Origin of the sequence: Stenotrophomonas ginsengisoli (genome assembly GCF_001431485.1) — a bacterium.
Classification (GTDB): Bacteria; Pseudomonadota; Gammaproteobacteria; order Xanthomonadales; family Xanthomonadaceae; genus Stenotrophomonas; species Stenotrophomonas ginsengisoli.
The window spans coordinates 1-16,915 of sequence record NZ_LDJM01000023.1 but is presented as its reverse complement, the minus strand read 5'-3'; the positions used below and the strand labels follow the sequence as shown (position 1 = coordinate 16,915).

The 16,915-nt window shown below is 67.4% G+C and carries 17 protein-coding genes; 8 read left to right on the top strand and 9 right to left on the bottom strand.

Features of this window, described 5'->3' with window-relative positions; genetic code table 11:
• Window positions 1–145: 145 nt before the first annotated feature.
• Both ABB30_RS09950 and ABB30_RS15780 read right to left on the bottom strand, forming a co-directional pair.
• The gene (locus ABB30_RS09950; RefSeq protein WP_057638159.1) at window positions 146–379 is read right to left on the bottom strand and encodes a hypothetical protein; all 234 of its coding nucleotides are present in this window, start codon (window positions 377–379) and stop codon (window positions 146–148) included.
• A 77-nt stretch (window positions 380–456) separates the two neighbouring features.
• Complete coding sequence (locus tag ABB30_RS15780; RefSeq protein WP_083489804.1) at window positions 457–927, bottom strand: hypothetical protein; 471 nt, start codon at window positions 925–927, stop codon at window positions 457–459.
• Window positions 928–1,103: 176 nt separating this feature from the next.
• On the opposite strand from ABB30_RS15780, the gene ABB30_RS09945 reads away from it, so the two are divergent.
• Window positions 1,104–2,120 (top strand): integron integrase, encoded by a 1,017-nt coding sequence (locus ABB30_RS09945; protein ID WP_057638158.1) that lies wholly within the window; start codon window positions 1,104–1,106, stop codon window positions 2,118–2,120.
• Window positions 2,121–2,133: 13 nt separating this feature from the next.
• Here ABB30_RS09945 and ABB30_RS09940 read toward each other — a convergent pair whose 3' ends face one another.
• Window positions 2,134–2,418, bottom strand: coding sequence for a metal-sensing transcriptional repressor (locus ABB30_RS09940; RefSeq protein WP_057638157.1), 285 nt, complete (start codon window positions 2,416–2,418; stop codon window positions 2,134–2,136).
• A 57-nt stretch (window positions 2,419–2,475) separates the two neighbouring features.
• On the opposite strand from ABB30_RS09940, the gene dmeF reads away from it, so the two are divergent.
• Complete coding sequence (dmeF, locus tag ABB30_RS09935; RefSeq protein WP_083489803.1) at window positions 2,476–3,549, top strand: CDF family Co(II)/Ni(II) efflux transporter DmeF; 1,074 nt, start codon at window positions 2,476–2,478, stop codon at window positions 3,547–3,549.
• Between the two features lie 198 nt (window positions 3,550–3,747).
• Here the strand turns inward: dmeF and ABB30_RS09930 are convergent, their stop codons facing one another.
• Window positions 3,748–4,515, bottom strand: coding sequence for a hypothetical protein (locus tag ABB30_RS09930; RefSeq protein ID WP_057638161.1), 768 nt, complete (start codon window positions 4,513–4,515; stop codon window positions 3,748–3,750).
• A gap of 181 nt (window positions 4,516–4,696) precedes the next feature.
• On the opposite strand from ABB30_RS09930, the gene ABB30_RS09925 reads away from it, so the two are divergent.
• From ABB30_RS09925 to ABB30_RS09915, 3 genes are all read left to right on the top strand, one after another.
• A complete protein-coding gene (locus ABB30_RS09925; protein ID WP_211263479.1) occupies window positions 4,697–5,887 on the top strand; it encodes a multidrug effflux MFS transporter in 1,191 nt (396 codons plus the stop codon).
• Between the two features lie 94 nt (window positions 5,888–5,981).
• Window positions 5,982–7,340 (top strand): amino acid permease, encoded by a 1,359-nt coding sequence (locus ABB30_RS09920; protein WP_057638155.1) that lies wholly within the window; start codon window positions 5,982–5,984, stop codon window positions 7,338–7,340.
• A gap of 156 nt (window positions 7,341–7,496) precedes the next feature.
• A complete protein-coding gene (locus tag ABB30_RS09915) occupies window positions 7,497–7,760 on the top strand; it encodes a hypothetical protein (RefSeq protein ID WP_057638154.1) in 264 nt (87 codons plus the stop codon).
• Window positions 7,761–7,862: 102 nt separating this feature from the next.
• On the opposite strand, the gene norR is transcribed toward ABB30_RS09915, so the two are convergent.
• Complete coding sequence (gene norR / locus ABB30_RS09910) at window positions 7,863–9,434, bottom strand: nitric oxide reductase transcriptional regulator NorR (RefSeq protein ID WP_211263478.1); 1,572 nt, start codon at window positions 9,432–9,434, stop codon at window positions 7,863–7,865.
• A 163-nt stretch (window positions 9,435–9,597) separates the two neighbouring features.
• Between norR and hmpA the strand changes: the two genes are divergently transcribed.
• Both hmpA and ygiD read left to right on the top strand, forming a co-directional pair.
• Window positions 9,598–10,779, top strand: a complete 1,182-nt coding sequence (hmpA, locus tag ABB30_RS09905; RefSeq protein ID WP_057638152.1) for an NO-inducible flavohemoprotein — start codon at window positions 9,598–9,600, stop codon at window positions 10,777–10,779.
• Window positions 10,780–10,932: 153 nt separating this feature from the next.
• Complete coding sequence (gene ygiD / locus ABB30_RS09900; RefSeq protein ID WP_245626478.1) at window positions 10,933–11,736, top strand: 4,5-DOPA-extradiol-dioxygenase; 804 nt, start codon at window positions 10,933–10,935, stop codon at window positions 11,734–11,736.
• Between the two features lie 213 nt (window positions 11,737–11,949).
• On the opposite strand, the gene ABB30_RS16595 is transcribed toward ygiD, so the two are convergent.
• The 4 genes from ABB30_RS16595 to aroE are packed head-to-tail and all read right to left on the bottom strand — an operon-like array spanning window position 11,950 to window position 15,764.
• Window positions 11,950–12,363 (bottom strand): hypothetical protein, encoded by a 414-nt coding sequence (locus ABB30_RS16595; RefSeq protein WP_057638151.1) that lies wholly within the window; start codon window positions 12,361–12,363, stop codon window positions 11,950–11,952.
• A gap of 2 nt (window positions 12,364–12,365) precedes the next feature.
• Window positions 12,366–14,519, bottom strand: coding sequence for an ATP-dependent DNA helicase DinG (dinG, locus tag ABB30_RS09890; protein ID WP_057638150.1), 2,154 nt, complete (start codon window positions 14,517–14,519; stop codon window positions 12,366–12,368).
• A gap of 43 nt (window positions 14,520–14,562) precedes the next feature.
• A complete protein-coding gene (locus ABB30_RS09885; protein ID WP_057638149.1) occupies window positions 14,563–14,916 on the bottom strand; it encodes a hypothetical protein in 354 nt (117 codons plus the stop codon).
• 20 nt (window positions 14,917–14,936) lie between these two features.
• The gene (aroE, locus tag ABB30_RS09880; protein ID WP_057638148.1) at window positions 14,937–15,764 is read right to left on the bottom strand and encodes a shikimate dehydrogenase; all 828 of its coding nucleotides are present in this window, start codon (window positions 15,762–15,764) and stop codon (window positions 14,937–14,939) included.
• A 54-nt stretch (window positions 15,765–15,818) separates the two neighbouring features.
• Here aroE and ABB30_RS09875 point away from each other — a divergent pair, with 54 nt between their 5' ends.
• Window positions 15,819–16,673 (top strand): TolB family protein, encoded by an 855-nt coding sequence (locus ABB30_RS09875; RefSeq protein ID WP_083489805.1) that lies wholly within the window; start codon window positions 15,819–15,821, stop codon window positions 16,671–16,673.
• Window positions 16,674–16,915 lie beyond the last annotated feature (242 nt).

Genomic DNA, 16,915 nt, shown 5'->3' with positions numbered 1-16,915 from the left:
GAAAAAGTTTCAGCAGGATGCAAAATGAAGAATCACATGCCGTGAAGCTGAAGCTTCACAACATCGTGCCGCCAGGATTTGACGGGGGAGTCCATACATGAACTGTTAGGCCGCAGTCTGTTGTGGCCAGAGAGTAGGACTCTACTCATGATGCCCAGCATGTGCTGTCCGGAAGGCTGCCCTCACGAAAGTGGCGTGCGATCTTCGTGGCGGCTCGGTTGAAGAATACTTCCCGAGAAGGCTTTGTCATCTCAATGGTTTCGCTGGTCTTGTCCAGGCGAAGCTCTCCGACCTCGTCTGGATGCGCGGTGTCGTAGAAGCGATAGAGCGCCTCGCTCTCTGTCTCCAAAACCTTGTCGATAAGAATGTAGAAAGCCATGTGCTCGTCCTGCGGCCTAACGTTGGAAATTAGCGGCCCGCTTTAGCGGGTCCGCTAGATTGATTTGTTAGCAGGCATTAACGCTCTGCTTTTACTAAATGACCGTAGCTGCCAAATTTGGGAAAAGGCTCCCAGTTAGCGCTTATATCTGTGATGCGCTCTGCACTATCAAGCTTGTGCGAAGGGGAAAACACTTCTCTTCTTATGATTAGCTTTCCATCAAGGCTAAATATGTAGCTAGTACCTTTAAGAACCTTGTCAGAGTTTGGCTCAAATTCACGGTGTGTAGCCATTGAAAGGAAAAGCTTGCCTGGCTCTTCCTCTTGAAATGAGTAAGAAAGTACCTCTCTGAGCTTCTCATCAAGGAAGCCTACCCCGACAAAGCCCCTCTTCACTTCGAGAAAGCAGGTGGGATTGGTATGGGAGCCGATTAGTGCACAGTAAAGCTCACCGCCTTCGTGAAGCGCCTGCGCTTGTACAGCGGTGTACGGTTCTAGAGCACGTTTTTTGGCTCTAAACCAGCCTTTGCAGTAAAATACTTCGGACATTTCTTGCCTGCTAACACCTAGTAGGCCGCCTAATTGCGGCATATTTGCCGAGTGTGGCGCATCGCGACGACAAAGTGAACAGGCATCACCCTATGCAGCATCAACACCTTGCATGACAGCCCTGCCCCTCGCCGGTGCCGCAGTCTGTGGGCGTTATGTCGCAGGAGTGCGGTGCTATGGATTATTCCCCCAAGGATGCGGGTGTAACGGCAGGTCATTCCCCGCGGTTGCTGGAGGTGGTGCGTGAACGAATCCGCCTGCGTCACTACAGCCTGCGTACCGAGCAGGCGTACGTGGGCTGGATCCGCCGTTTCATCCTGGCCAACAACAGGCAGCACCCGCGCGAGCTGGGCGGCGCGGAGGTGGAACGCTTCCTCAGCGGGTTGGCCATGCAAGGGCAAGTAGCCGCCGCCACCCAGAACCAGGCGCTGTCGGCGTTGTTGTTTCTCTACCGGGTGGTACTGGACGTGGAGTTGCCGTGGATGGAGGACATGGTGCGTGCCAAGCGCCCGCGACGGCTGCCGGTCGTGTTGTCCCAGCACGAGGTGGCGCAACTGCTGTCTGCCTTGCCCGACGGGCTGCCCGAATTGATCGGGCGGCTGCTCTATGGCACAGGCATGCGGTTGATGGAGGCCTTGCGCCTGCGCATCAAGGACCTGGATATGGAGCGGGTGGAAATCTGCGTACGCAGCGGCAAGGGCAACAAGGACCGCCTTGTGCCTTTGCCGCTGAGCTTGCGCGAACGTTTGCTGCAGCAACGTCAGCGTGCCCTGCATGTGCACCAGTCAGACCTGGCTGCCGGGCTGGGCCAGGTGGAACTGCCGCATGCCCTGGCACGCAAGTATCCCGGCGCGGCAACCGAGCCGGGCTGGCAGTACCTGTTCCCGGCCGGCAATCTCTCGCGTGACCCGCGCAGCGGGCGTACCGGGCGCCACCATCTGGGTGAGGATGTCATGCAGCGCGCGATCAAACGCGCCCGCCACCATGCCGGGCTGATCAAACCGGTGACCTGCCATACCCTGCGCCACTGTTTCGCCACGCACCTGCTCGAAAGTGGGCATGACATCCGCACGGTGCAGGAACTGCTTGGCCACAAGGACGTCAAGACCACGCAGATTTATACCCATGTGCTGGGACGCGGGGCAGGCGGGTTGCTCAGCCCGCTGGACCGCCTGCCCGACACCGGGCGCTGATATCCCGGTGGCTCTACTTCAGATAACGCGCCAGCACGGCGGTCATTTCCTCTGCACCGTTGTCGCGTTGGCCGGCATCATCGGGGGCCGCCACATGCTCGCGCAGGTGGTGGCTCATCAGCTGCACCATCAGTGCCTGCGCAGCTCCGCGCACGGCAGCAGCCTGGGTCAGCACGTCCAGGCAGTCCACCTCGTGCCCTGCCTGCCCGTCCAGCGCGCGCTCCAGTGCCAGTACCTGGCCCTTGAGCCGGGCCACGCGCTGCTTGAGGGATTTGTCGGCATGGTTCAGGTGCCCCATACATACCCCCCCGGGGTATCTGATACGATGCCGCCATCCTAGCCCAGGTCCGCTGCCATGACCACGCCCGATCCGCGCCCCCTGCGCCCCGACTGCCAACATCCACAGGCCTTTGCCACCGGCAACCCGGTAGCCGAAGCCAAGACCCGGCGCGCCACCGTGCTGACCGCGGTGATGATGGTGATCGAGATCGTGGCCGGCCTGGCCTTCGGTTCGATGGCCCTGCTGGCCGACGGCTGGCACATGGGCACCCATACCCTGGCCCTGGGCCTGACCCTGCTGGCCTACGCGGTGGCCCGGCGCAACATCGGCAACCCGCGCTATGCCTTCGGCACCTGGAAGGTGGAGGTGCTGGGCGGCTACACCAGTGCCCTGATGCTGCTGCTGGTCGCGGCGGCGATGGTGTGGGAATCGGTGGAGCGCCTGCTCAACCCCGGCCCGGTGCAGTATCGCGAGGCCATCGCGGTGGCGGTGGTGGGCCTGGCGGTGAACCTGGTCTGCGCCTGGTGGCTGAAGGATGACCACAGCCATCACGGTCATTCCCACGGCCACTCGCATGGGCACGGCCACAGCCATGACGACCACGACCACGACCACGACCACGACCACGATGAGGCTGCACCGGCCAGTGGCAAGGGCCATACCGACCTGAACCTGCGCGCGGCCTACCTGCATGTGGTCACTGATGCGGCCACCTCGGTGCTGGCCATCATCGCCCTGATCGCTGGCTGGGCCTGGGGCGCGGCGTGGATGGACCCGGCCATGGGCGTGCTTGGCTCGATCCTGATCACCTGGTGGGCCATTGGCCTGCTGCGCACCACCTCGCGCGCCCTGCTCGATGCCGAGATGGACGACCCCATCGTGGCGCGCATCCGCGGCAAGGTCGGCACCCTGCCCGGAGTGCAGGTCAGCGACCTGCACCTGTGGCGGGTGGCCTCTGAGCGCTGGGCCTGCGTGCTCAGCGTGCGTGGCCCGGATGGGCTGGATGCGGCGGGCATCCACCAGGTGCTGGCCAGCGAGAAGCAGCTGGCCCACCTGAGTGTGGAAGTGAGCACCACAGCGGCGCTGGCCGGGCAGGGCCATACGCACGGCCATGAACACAAGCACGGCGGCTGCGGGCACCGGCATTGATCCAGTGGCTTCGGCTGTCTGCGCCAGGGCGTACTTGCGCGGAAGTCGTCGCGGCCGGGACCACTCCCGCAGATACCCCTTGCGACAGGAGGACCAGGGCCGGTGCTGCCGATAACTCCCGAGCCGTCGCGGCCGGGGCCGCTCCCACAGATGCTCCCTGAGCCTGTGCTTTAAGGGGGCTCCAGCAAATCCATCTGATCAGCTGTCGCTATCGCCGCTACGCAGGCCGTAACCGGCGCCCATGCCAGCGCCCATGCCCATTCCCATGCCACCGGCGCCACCGCCTCCGCCTCCGCCGGCACCACCACGGCCACCGCCGCCCTCGCCTTCCCCCTTGTCCTTGCCACCTCCCTTGCCACCGCCTGCGTTGGCCGGGCGCGCCGGGCCCTGGGCGGGGATGGTCAGGCCGGTGGGGATCGGCGCCAGGCCCAGGGTGTCGCGGATGAAATCGCGCAATGACACCACCAGCGCAGCGGTCTGGATCGGCTGCCCGGCCACCATCTGCGCGGCGGCCTGGGCGGCCAGCTGCACCTGCACTTCGGTGCCGAGCAGGATGATGTCCGACAGCGCCGCCTCCACCGCATCGCGGGTGCGGCGCATGCGCTCGCCCAGCTCGCCGCTGACCAGGTCGGCATCGTTGACCGGCAGCAGCAGGCTGCCGCCATCGGTATCGGTCAGGGCGGCAGCGGCCACGCTCACATCGGCCTGGGCGGCGGCCTGCTGACGCAATTGGCGCAGGTGGCGCGGGTCCACACTGAGGTCACCGGTGAACGAGCCGCCCAGGGTCTTGTAGGCGGCAATCAGGGTCTTCAGGCGTTCGTTGATCTGCCGGTTGGCCGCCTGCTGACGCGCCTGCACCGTCTGCATCAGCACCAGGCGGATACCCACGCCCATCAGGGTGATCACCAGCAGGCTGGCCAGGGTGGTCATCACGCCCTGCCAGGAGCTGAAATCCAGAAATCGCATCACACCAAACTCCTTGCCGAGGTTCTGCCGGGCGACCGCAAGCGGGCCGCCAGCACCGGCCCACAGCCTGCCAGACAACGCCGGCGCGTGGCGCGATTGCTCACACTTTGCCGGCCACCACAATCTATCGGCGCAAGTTTGTGTGCGGATAATGGGCGGTCCGCCTTTCCCGGACATCCCCATGCACGCGCCCCTCCCCCGTGCGTTGCCCTTGCTGCTGGCCGCACTCACCGCCACCGGCCCGCTGGGCATCGACATGTACCTGCCGGCCATCCCGCAGATGGCCACCGAGTTCGGCACCAGCGAAGGGGCCATCATGCTCAGCCTGATGACCTTCTTCCTCGGCCTGATGGCCGGCCAGCTGGTGTATGGCCCGCTCAGCGACAAATACGGCCGCCGCCCGCTGATCTTTGTCGGCATGAGCGTGTTCGTGCTTGGCGCTATCGGCTGCGCGCTGGCCCCGAGCCTGCCGGCCCTGCACGCCTGGCGCCTGGTCCAGGGCCTGGGCGGCTCGATCGGCATGGTGATCGCCTTTGCCATCATCAAGGACCTGTTCGCCGGCCCGGCCATGGGCAAGATGATGTCGCTGGTGCTGGCCGTGCTCGGCCTGGCCCCGGTGCTGGCCCCGCTGGCCGGCAATGGCCTGCTGGCGCTGGACTCCTGGCGGCTGATCTTCTGGGCCATGGCCGCCTGGGGCGTACTGGTGATGCTGGCCTGCGCCGCCGTGCTGCCGGAAAGCCGCAGCGTGCAGGCGCGCGCCGGCTACCAACTGGGGCGTATCGGGCAGACCTACCTGTCGATCCTGCGCGATGGCCGCTTCATCCCGTTTGCCGCCACTCTGGTGGTGGCCCAGGCCGGCTTCTTTGCCTACATCGCCGGCTCCTCCACCGTGCTGATCCGCCACTACGGCCTGAGCCCAACCGCCTTCAGCCTGCTGTTCGCGCTCAATGCGCTGGGCATCGTGGTTGCCGCCATCCTCAACCCGCGCCTGCATGCGCTGTGGGGCGTGCAGCGCACCTACCGCCGCGCCAACACCGGCTACGCCCTGGTGATGCTGGCCGTGCTGGCCTGCTTTGCCGCCGGCATCACCCATCTGGCGGTGCTGTGCAGCGGGCTGTTCCTGGCCGTGGCCCTGCTCGGCCTGATCATGCCCACCGGCAGCCAGCTGGCAATGGCCCAGCAGGGGCCGGTGGCCGGCACCGCCTCGGCCCTGATGGGCTCGTTGCAGTTCGGCGCCGGTGCCCTGGTCAGCGCCGGGGCCGGGGTGCTGGTGGCCCACAGCGCCATCGGCCTGGTGCAGATCATGGCGCTGTGCGCCACGGTCTCGGCACTGATGGCCTGGACCCTGTTCCCGGCCAGGCAGGCAGGCTGAGGCCGACGCCGGCGGCAACAGGTAATGACCTTTGGTGGCCACCTCGGCCAGCCAAACCAGTTAAGGTGGGCGGTCCCCCAGCCCACCTGTTTCCATGTCCCCCACTCCTGCTTCCGCGCCTGCCCTGGGGCAGTCGCTCACCCCCGGCCAATTGGTGATGATGGGCCTGGGCAGTGCCATCGGCGCCGGCCTGTTCCTGGGTTCGGGCGTCGGCATTGCCGCCGCCGGCCCGGCCGTGTTGGTCTCCTACCTGATCGCCGGGGCGATGGTGATCATCGTCATGCATGCCATCGGCGAGATGGCTGCGGCCAAACCGGCCAGCGGCGCCTTCTCGGTGTATGCCACCGACGCCCTGGGCCCGACCGCCGGGGCCACCATCGGCTGGCTGTGGTGGCTGCAGCTGGTGATCGTGATCGCCGCCGAGGCAGTGGGTGCGGCCGGTCTGCTGGCCACGGTGTGGCCGCAGCTGTCGGTGCCGCTCACCGCCCTGGGCTTCATGGTGGTGTTCACCGTGATCAACCTGCTCGGGGTGAAGAACTTCGGCGCCTTCGAGTTCTGGTTCTCGCTGCTGAAGATCCTGGCCATCCTGGCCTTCATCGCCATCGGCATTGCCCTGCTGGCCGGGGCCCTGCCCGCGGTGCAATCGCCGGGCTGGAGCAACTTCACCGCCCATGGCGGCTTTGCCCCCAACGGCCTGGCCGGTATCGGCGCGGCCCTGCTGGTGGTGGTGTTCGCCTTCGGTGGCACCGAGATCGTGGCCGTGGCCGCGGCCGAAACCGCCGACCCCGGCCCCTCGCTGGCGCGCGCGGTACGCACCGTGGCCTGGCGCATCGCGGTGTTCTACCTAGGCTCGATCAGCGTGATCGTGGCCGTGGTGCCGTGGAACAGCCCGGCGCTCAAATCCCCGTTCGCCGCCGTGCTGGACGTGGCCAACATCCCCGGTGCGGCCACGGCAATCACCCTGATCGCGGTGATCGCCCTGCTTTCGGCCCTCAATGCCAACCTGTACGGCGCCTCGCGCATGGTCTATTCGCTGGCCCGCCGCCAGGAAGCGCCGGCCCTGCTCGCCCGTACCAATGCATCGGCCGTGCCGGTGGCCGCCGTGCTGGCCAGCGTGGCCTTCGGCTTTGCCGCCACCGTGATGGAGCTGCTGTACCCGGACCAGGTGCTGCCGGTGCTGCTCAACATCGTCGGCTGCACCTGCCTGCTGGTGTGGACCCTGGCCCTGCTCTCGCAGTGGGTGCTGCGCCGCCGCGCCGACAAGGCCGGCACTGCGCTGCCGTTCCGCATGGCCGGCTTCCCGTGGCTGACCGGCCTGGGCCTGGTCATCCTGGGCATGATCTTCGTGCTGCTGCTGGCCGGCCAGGCCACCCGCATCCAGTTCCTGTCGATGGCCACCCTGGCCGCGGTGATCGCCGCCGGCAGCGCCCTGGCCCGCCGCCGCCGCGGCTGATGCGGGAAAACTGAGCGCAGGCTGTCGCACAGTCAAAAACTTGAAAGCCGGGTGGATGCAAACCCCCGGCTGTCGATCTAGGATGGCGCCGTCATCGCCGGACCCTGCACCGGCGAGCCACCCCCAAAGCCCCACTGCCTGACCGCAGCCACCGCCATGATCGATACCGAAGAACTGATCCAGCGCGCCATTGAACCGTCCTCCGTGCGCATCGAGGGCACCCTGACCAGCCCGCCCAGCTTTGGCGTGTACCTGGTGATCGACCCGGAAACGGGCAACGAACGCTACCGCTTCGGCTCCCACCCGGTACGCCAGCAGGAGCTGGAAGACGACTTCGGCGGTTGCGACCTGGAATACCTGTTCCTGTCGCGCAGCGATGCCGCCGCACTGACCTCGGCGTTGAACAAGCGCGGCGAATAAGCCCGCGCCCCCTGGCCTCATCGAGGCTGTCGGCCCGATCCGTTTCCCCGCCCAATGCCCTCCCGGCACCGATCCGGCCTGGAGGCTGTGCAGGCAGCGGCATCAAGCCCCCGGCTTGAGCCCGAGCCGGCGTGCAAGCCGGTGCAGGTTGGCACGGTCCACCTCCAGCTCACGGGCACAGGCGGCCCAGTTGCCATGGTGACGCTGCAGCACCGCGCTGATGTGCGTGCGCTGGAACGCATCCAGTGCCTGCTTCAACCCCATGCCGGCACCGTCATCGGCCGGGGCAGACGCCGACCCGGCAGCCACCTGCATCGGCTCGGGCAGCACCTCCGCCGTGGGCGACAGTGCCAGATCCAGCGCCCGCGCATCGACACTGAGAATGCGCCGCGCCCCATCAGTGGCCAGCGCCTGGGCCCGCAGCACCGCGCGGCCAATCAGGTGCTCCAGCTCACGCACATTGCCCGGCCAGTCATACCCCAGCAGTGCCTGGCGTGCCGTATCGGTAAGCCGCAGGCCGCGCAGGCCCAGACGGCCGCGCGCCTGCTCCAGGAAGCTGCCGGCCAGCAGCAGCACATCCCGTTCGCGCTCGCGCAGCGAGGGCACCCGTAATGGGTAGGCTCCCAGCCGGTGGTAGAGATCGGCACGGAAACGGCCGGCCCGCACTTCGTTGGCCAGGTCACGGTTGGTGGCGGCAATCACCCGTACATCCACATGATGCTCACGGTCCGAGCCCACCCGCTGCAGCTGCCCGCTCTGCAACACGCGCAACAACTTGGCCTGGACCGGCAAGGGCAACTCACCGACCTCGTCCAGGAACAGGGTGCCGCCATCGGCCAGTTCAAAACGGCCCCGGCGCTCGCCCACCGCACCGGTGAAGGCGCCACGCACATGGCCGAACAATTCGCTTTCCACCAGCGTATCGGGCAGGGCCGCACAGTTGATCACCACCATCGGACGCCCACAGCGCGCGGACAGGCGGTGCAGCTGGCGGGCCACCAGTTCCTTGCCGACCCCGGTCTCGCCACTGATCAGCACGCCCAGGTCACTGGGCCCGACCAGCCGCAATTCGCGCTGCATGGCCTTGTAGACAGCGCTCTGGCCGATCATTTCTGCCTCCGGCCTTGCCCCGGCCAGCGCCCGCCACTGTTCGGCATCGCGCTGCTGCTCCCGCAGCTGCAGGGCCAGCCGGTCGATCCGCTGCACGGTGCGCACGATCACCGCAGCCAGCCGGGCGAAAGCCTCCAGACGTGCCAGTTCCACCGTACCGAAGGTGCCGGGCAACAGCGCATCCAGGGTCAACAGGCCCCAGACCTGGCCGTCCAGACGCAGCACGCAGCCCATGCAGTCGTGCACCTCCAGCTGGCCATGCACCGATTCGACCAAGCCGTCATAAGGATCGGGGAGATCGCAATCGGTGGCGAAATGCAGCGGGCCATCGGCCTGTACCAGCTGTGCCAGACGCGGATGCGCATCCAGGCGGAAACGGCGGCCCAGGGTATCCAGGCTCAAGCCCTCCACCGCCAGCGGCTGCAGCTGATCGCCCTCCAGTTGCAGCAGGGCCACCGCATCGCAGGGCAACAGCCGCCGCAGCACCCCGAGCAGACGCTGGTAACGCTCGCTCGCCGGCATTTCAGTGGCCAGGTCATCGATCAGCGGAATGACCTCGGCCATGAACGGATTGGTTGTCAAAGAGACACCCAGCGTGTGGATTGGACACTGGCTCATGCGTGTCACTTTAACCCATGGCGCTGCAAACCATTGAATGAAAAGGATGCAAAAACTGGCACAGCCCCTGCTATGGGAAAGACAACTTTCATCCACCTGGAGTGGAAACATGCTGACCGATAGCCAACGCGACCTGATCAAGGCCACTGTCCCGCTGCTGGAAACTGGCGGCGAAGCACTGACCAGCCATTTCTACCGGCTGATGCTCAGTGAGAGCGAGCAGGTGCGTCCGCTGTTCAACCAGGCCCACCAGGCCAAGGGGGACCAGCCGCGTGCGCTGGCCAATGCCGTGCTGATGTATGCCAAGAACATCGACCGGCTCCAGGCGCTGGGCCCGTTGGTCGGGCAGATCGTGCACAAGCATGTGGCCCTGCAGGTGCTGCCCGAGCATTACCCGATCGTCGGCCATTACCTGCTGCGCTCCATCCGCGAGGTACTGGGGCCGGAGATTGCCACCGATGCCATCCTCGATGCCTGGGGCGCGGCCTATCAGATGCTGGCCGACATCCTGATCGGCGCGGAGGAGTCGGTCTATGCCGCCACCGCCGATGCGCCCGGCGGCTGGCGCGGTGCGCGCCGCTTCCGTGTGGCAGACAAGGTGGCCGAGTCCAGCGAGATCACCTCCTTCCACCTGGTGCCGGTCGATGGCGGTGCCGTGGTGGACTTCCTGCCCGGCCAGTACCTCGGCATGCGCCTGCTGCTGGACGGCAACGAGGTACGCCGCAACTACTCGCTGTCGGGCAGCCCGAACGGCCGCAGCTACCGCATCAGCGTCAAGCGCGAGCCCGGCGGTGTGGTTTCCGGCCACCTGCATGACCATGTGCAGGTGGGCGACAGCCTGGAGCTGTTTGCCCCGGCCGGCGATTTCACCCTGGCCGACGGCCAGCGCCCGGTGGTGCTGATCAGCGGCGGCGTGGGCATCACCCCGACCTTGCCAATGCTGGACAAGGCACTGGCCGATGGCCGCCCGGTGCACTTCATCCACTGCGCCCGCAACAGCCAGGCCCATGCCTTCGGCGCGCATCTGGCGCACAAGCAGCACCAGCATCCGCAGCTGCGCAGCTACACCTGCTACAGCGAGCCGCTGAGCGGTGATGTGGCCGATGCCCAGGGGTTGTTGCGCGCCGAGCTGCTGGAGCAATGGCTGCCGGCCGAACGCGATGTGGACGCCTACTTCCTCGGCCCCAAGCCGTTCATGGCCCAGGTCAGGCAGCTGTTGCGCCAGGCCGGCGTACCCGAGGCCCAGATCCGCTACGAGTTCTTCGGCCCCGCTGCGGCCCTGGAAGCCTGAACCAACACCGGCCGGGTCGCCCTTGCGGCCCGGTCACAAACCCAGTGCCGACATACATCGTCGGCATTTGCACATGGGTGTGTTCCAGTGCTGCCGACATTGCGCCACACCGGTTGTGCGACCCTGCGGGCCTGCTTATGCAAAGGGCCTGTCATGTCCGAGATCCTGATGCCGGCGGCCTTCATCGGCCACGGCTCCCCCATGAACGCGCTGGAAAACAACCGGCATACCGCCGCCTGGCAGGCCTTCGGCAAGGCCGTGCCGCGCCCGCGGGCGATCCTGATGGTGTCCGCGCACTGGCACATCAACGCCACGGCGGTCACCGCGATGGCGCGCCCGCGCACCATCCATGATTTTGGCGGTTTCCCGCCCGAACTGTTCGCCATGCAGTACCCGGCCCCGGGCCTGCCCGAGCTGGTCGGCGAGATCGCCGAACTGGTGCAGCCGGACATCATCGACACCGTGTATGCCGACAGCGAGCACTGGGGCCTGGACCACGGCACCTGGTCGGTGCTGTGCCATGCCTTCCCCGATGCCGACATCCCGGTGGTGCAGCTGTCCCTCAACGCCAGCAAGCCGGCCGCCTACCATGTGCAGATGGGCGCGGCCCTGGCCGCCCTGCGCCAGCGCGGCATCCTGGTGATGGGCAGCGGCAACGTGGTGCACAACCTGCGCGTGCTGGACTGGAACCGCCCCGACAGCGGTACCGACTGGGCCCAGCGCTTTGACGAGCATGCCCGCGAATTGATGCTTGGCCGCCCCGGCGACATCGCCGCCCTGGCCAGCCACCGCGACTACGCCATGGCCGTGCCCACCGACGAGCACCTGCTGCCGCTGTACTACATCGCCGGCCTGGCCGCTGCCGGTGGCGACAAGGTCGACGTGCTTACCGATGGCTATGCCCTGGGCTCGCTGTCGATGACCGCCTACACCGTGGGCATGCCCGCAGCCGCCTGAGGCTCACCAGCTGATCGCGCCTTGAGGCGCTCCTACAAAAGCCACAACACCAGCACTTGTGGGAGCGGCGCCCGCCGCGACAGGGCAATGACGGGCCAAGCCAACCGGCCGTTCATGGGGTTCAAAGCCAGCGGGCTTTCGCGCCTTGAGGCGCTCCCACAAAACCTGCCCTTGTGGGAGCGGCGCCCGCCGCGACGCTTGTCCGGCGCTGGATTACAACGGCAGGCGGGCGACCCACTTGGCCATGAACTCACCGGCAGCGATGCCCGGCTTGAGGGTCAGTCCAGCCTGCTTGATGAAGCCGCTGGCGCTGGCCGCTGCCACCTGGCGGGCCAGACGTTCGGCCTGCTGCACGGCCGATTGCTGGCGGCGCAGCTGCACCAGGTGCAGGGAGGGCCGGCCCGGCGGGGCGAACTTCTGGTCGCGGCGCAGGATGTCGGCCACTGCGCTGACTTCGGCCTGGGCCTGGGTCACCGCCTGCTGGTCCAGCAGGGCGCGCAGCAGGGCCTGCCCGGCCGGGCTCAAGGCCGCCGCCGCGCCATCCCACAGGCGGCCATCGGCCAACTGGGCCAGGCGTGGATCGGCGCCCTGCAGGCAGGCGATCACGGTAGAAACATCGGTCTTCATGGTTATCCAATGACCCGCTTGAACGGCGGCAGCGCATCGATGATGCGTTGGCCGTAGCGGCGGGTGAGCAGGCGCGAATCGAGGATGATCACCCGGCCGTGGTCATCATTGGTGCGGATCAGGCGGCCGGCAAACTGGGTCAGGGTACGCAGGGCATGCGGGATGGCGATCAGGTTGAAGGCGTTGTGCCCGCGCCGCTCCATCCACTCGCCCAGGGTGGCGGTCTGCGGGTCGGTGGGCACGGCAAACGGCACCTGGGTGATCACCACCGTGGTGCAGGCCTCGCCGGGCAGGTCCAGGCCTTCGCCGAAGGAGTTCAGGCCGAACAGCACCGAACCTTCACCCGCAGCGGTGCGGCGCAGGTGTTCGTCGATCATCTTCTGCTTGGCCGTTTCGCCCTGCACCAGCACCCGCTCGCGGCGGCGGCTGGGCAGCAACGAGGCGACCTTTTCCATCTTCCAGCGCGAGGTGAACAGCACCATCGAGCCCTTGTCCCAGTCCAGCTCCTTTTCCAGGTAGTTGGCCACTTCGATCGGATGGCGCTGGCGGTCATCCGGTGCCACCGGGAACTTGGGCACGATCAGCTGCGCCTGGTTGGCCAGGTCGAACGGGGAATCCAGCGCGATCATCTCCGCGTCCTCGGGAATGCCGTTGTCGATGGCCAGGTGCTGGAAACCGCCGCCACCGGTGAGGGTGGCCGAGGTCATCACCACCGAGTCCACGCTGTCCCACATCAGCTTGCGCAGCACCTGGGCGGCGGAAATCGGCGAGCCGTGCAGGATGAAGTCGCCATCGCGGTCCTGGGTGATCCAGCGCGCCATCGGCGGTGCGCCTTCGGCATCCTCACGCTTCCACACGCTCCACAGCTCGTGCATGGCCTGCACCTGTTCGCTGGCCATGCCCAGATTGCGCTGCAGCTTCTCGCGCCCGGCATCGGCGCCGTCCTTGTCCTTGCCCTTGGCCACCAGCGAGGTGGCGGCATGGAACCAGTTGTACAGCGCGCGGGTGTCCTCGGCCAGCTCGTGCACGGCCGGCATCCAGGCTTCCGGCAGGCGCCCTTCCGGTGCGCGCCACTGTGGCTCCAGGGTCTCGTCGCTGGGCTGCCAGCCCATCGCCACCTGGTCGCGGAAGGCCTTGAGCAGCTTGCTCACCCGCGCGGCCAGTTCGATCGCCTCGTTCGGGTGCTGGTTGGAGATGGTGTCCTTGTCCACCGCGCGGTAGGCGGCGTTGATCAGCACCTGCAGGCGGTTGCTGCGCTTGCCCATCGCATCCAGGGCCAGGCTGGCCGCGCCCTGGCCGATGGCCACATTGCCGATGTGGTGGCCTTCATCGAGCACCAGCAGCATGTCGCCGGGCGGGGCCAGCAAGGGCTGGCCGGCATCCAGGTCGCCCAGGTTGAGCGCGGACAGCAGCAGGGCATGGTTGGTGACCACGATCTGCGCCTCGCGCACCTTGGTGCGCGCGCGCAGCACCGGGCAGTTGGCGGCGTAGGCGCAGCGGCGGCCGGCACAACCCGAAGCGGGGGTGGTGATGGTGGCGCGCAGGTTGGGCGTGATCGCCTCCGGCGCGTTGTCCAGGTCGCCATCCCAGCTGCCGGCCATCCAGGCCTCGGTCAGACGCGTGGCCACGTCGATCTCCACCGGGGCCAGCGGGCGGTCGAACAGGGCCGGCTCGTCACCGAACAGGCCTTCCTGGCCGCCCTCGCCCTGCACTTCGGCGGCATTGCGCGTGCACAGGTAGCGGGTGCGGCCCTTGGCCAGGGCCACCGAGGCCTCCAGCCCGGTGGCCTTGAGGAAATTGGGGATGTCGCGCTCGAACAGCTGGCCCTGCAGGGCCACCGTGCCGGTGGAGATGACCAGGGTCTTCTTGCTGGCCAGGGCAATCGGCACGCCGGCGGTGAGGTAGCCCAGCGACTTGCCCACGCCGGTCGGCGCCTCGACCACGGCCACGCCACCACTGTTGCCCAGCGCGCGGCTGACCGCACCGATCATCTGGCTCTGCGCACGCCGCACCTTGAAGCCGGGCGTGTTGGCCTGCAGCTGGGCATAGGTCTGGCGGACGGCATCCTTGAGGCTGTCGTCGAGCTGGCGGGGGGCGGGCGCGGAATCACTCACGCGTGGGGCATCCTGGCTACGGCTAGCCGGGCATTGTCCCATGCCCGGCCAGGCCGCGCCTGCGCCGGTTCAGGGCGTGGCCGGCTCAGCGCGGCGCGTCAGGCCGCTGGCGCAGGCCGTGGACCAAGGCCCAGGCCAGGGCCACGAAGGCGCCGGCCTGGATCAGGGCGACCACGAAACGGGCCACGCCCATGCTGCTGCTCAGGCTGGCCACCGCATCGAACTTGCCCTGCACCACCAGCAGCACCGGCAACACGGTGAGCAGGGCCTCGGCCAGCACCGCGCCCAGCAGCACCGCCAGGCCACTGCGGGCCACCGTGCGCACACGCCCGGCCGGGGCATCGGCCAGCAGGATGATGGCCACGCCCAGGGCGATGATCACCGGCATGCGCACGCCGACGCTGGTCAACAGGGAAAACAACAACTGCGAACTGTCCATTGCCACTCACTTCAAAAGGATCAACCGGTCTGGGTCCGCAACTGGGCGTAGACCGGGTCGGTGTCGGGGTGGCGACCATGCCACAGATGGAACGCGGCGGCGGCCTGTTCCACCAGCATGCCCAGGCCGTCGATCTGCTTGCGGCAGCCGGCCGCCCGCGCCCAGGACAGGAACGGTACCGCGGCGGCGCCGTAGTTCAGGTCCACCGCCGAGGTGCGCGAGTTGACCAATCCCAGCGACAGCTTCGGCGGCGGGGTATCGCTGCGCGCGGCCGAGGTGGCATTGATGATGATTTCAAAATCGCCCTGCTCGTTCAGCGCTTCCCAGTAGGCGGAAACCGCCCGGCCCGGCTCACCCAGGGCGTCGACCAGGGTATCGGCCCGCGCCGGGGTGCGGTTGGCCACCACCAGTTCGGTGATGCCGGCATCGAGCAGGGCCGGTGCCACCCCACGGGCAGCGCCGCCGGCACCGAGCAGCAACACCCGGCAACCGCGCAGGTCCAACCCGTGACGGGAGGTGAGGTCACGCACCAGGCCGCTGCCGTCGGTGTTCTCGCCATGCCAGTGGTCCTGCTGCCAGACCAGGGTGTTGACCGCACCGGCACGGCGCGCGGCGGTGCCATGGCTGCCGCACAGGGCAAAGGCGGCCTCCTTCAGCGGCAGGGTGACATTGGCCCCGCGCCCGCCCTCCTCGAAGAACGCCTGCAGCGCCGCCGGGAAGCTGTCCACCCCGGTTTCGATGGTGCGGTACTGCAGGGCAATGCCTTCGGCCTGGCCGAAGGCGGCATGGATGGCAGGCGAACGCGAATGGCTGATCGGCTGGCCGAATACGGCGTGTAGGGCGGACATGACCGTGCTCCTGCTTGCGTAAACTGATGGGCAATTTATCGCCGGAACCTGATGATGCGCGTGATCCCGACCCTGTTGGCACTGCTGGCCAGTGTAGCCTGCGCGCCCTGTGCACTGGCGCTCAATGAGTACGGCATCGAAGGCATGGGGCGGGTCTCGACCAAGGCCAACGAGGCCGGTGCCAGTGTCAGCGCCGATGCCCTGCGCATCGTGTTTGCCAGTGACCGCGACGGCCGCTGGCGCCTGTGGCAGGCCCAACTGGAGGACAAGCGCTGGGGCCAGCCGCAGCCCTTGCCGGTGGAGGCAGGCAGCGCCCAGCGCGACCCGTTCCTCAGTGCCGATGGCCGCTGGCTGTACTTCGCGGCGCAGGGACGCCGCGGTTGGGACCTGTACCGCGCCCCGGCCGATGCCCCAGCACAGGCGCAGGCCCTGACTGCGGCCAACAGCAGCGCCGACGAGCGTTCGCCGTCACTGGATGAGGCCGGACGCCTGCTGTTTGCCAGCAACCGCAGCGGCGCCTGGCAGCTGTGGCAGGCCAATGCCGATGGCAGCGATGCCCGCGCCGTCAGCGGGCCGGCCAATGCATCCGGGCAGATCCACGCGGTGCTGGCCCTGGGCCAGCGCGGTGATGCGGTGGTGACCCAGGTCCTGGCTGATGGCCGCAGCCGCCTGCAGCACATCTGGTGCGCCGGCGGCCAGTGGCAGCAGGGCGAGCCGTTGCCGCTGTCCTTCAATGATGGCCAGGGCCAGACCCAGGCGGCCGGGCGCGACCACAGCATGCCAGCCGAACTGCTGCTGGCCGGCAGCGCCGCTTCGCCCCGCGCCGGCGGGCTGGATATCTACCGCACCCGTGCCCCGCACAGCCGCGGCGACGGCAGCTGCCACTCAAACACCCCGCCCGCGCCTTGAGGCGCTTGTGTCTTGGGCAGGACTACAGTTTGAGGTGAGAGCGAGGTGCGGCAGCCCGTCAGTGCGCAGTGTCCCAACACGAGTGGGAGTTTGGGCGCCGCACCCCGTCCTCCCCCTTCAGCCCGAACAGTTGACCGGACCTGCAGTCCGCACCACAAGCATGGGATCGGGGGGAGTGCTCTCGCTGTCAGCCTACTCCAGGAGCGAGCGATGAACACCTATGTGGGTATCGATATTGCCAA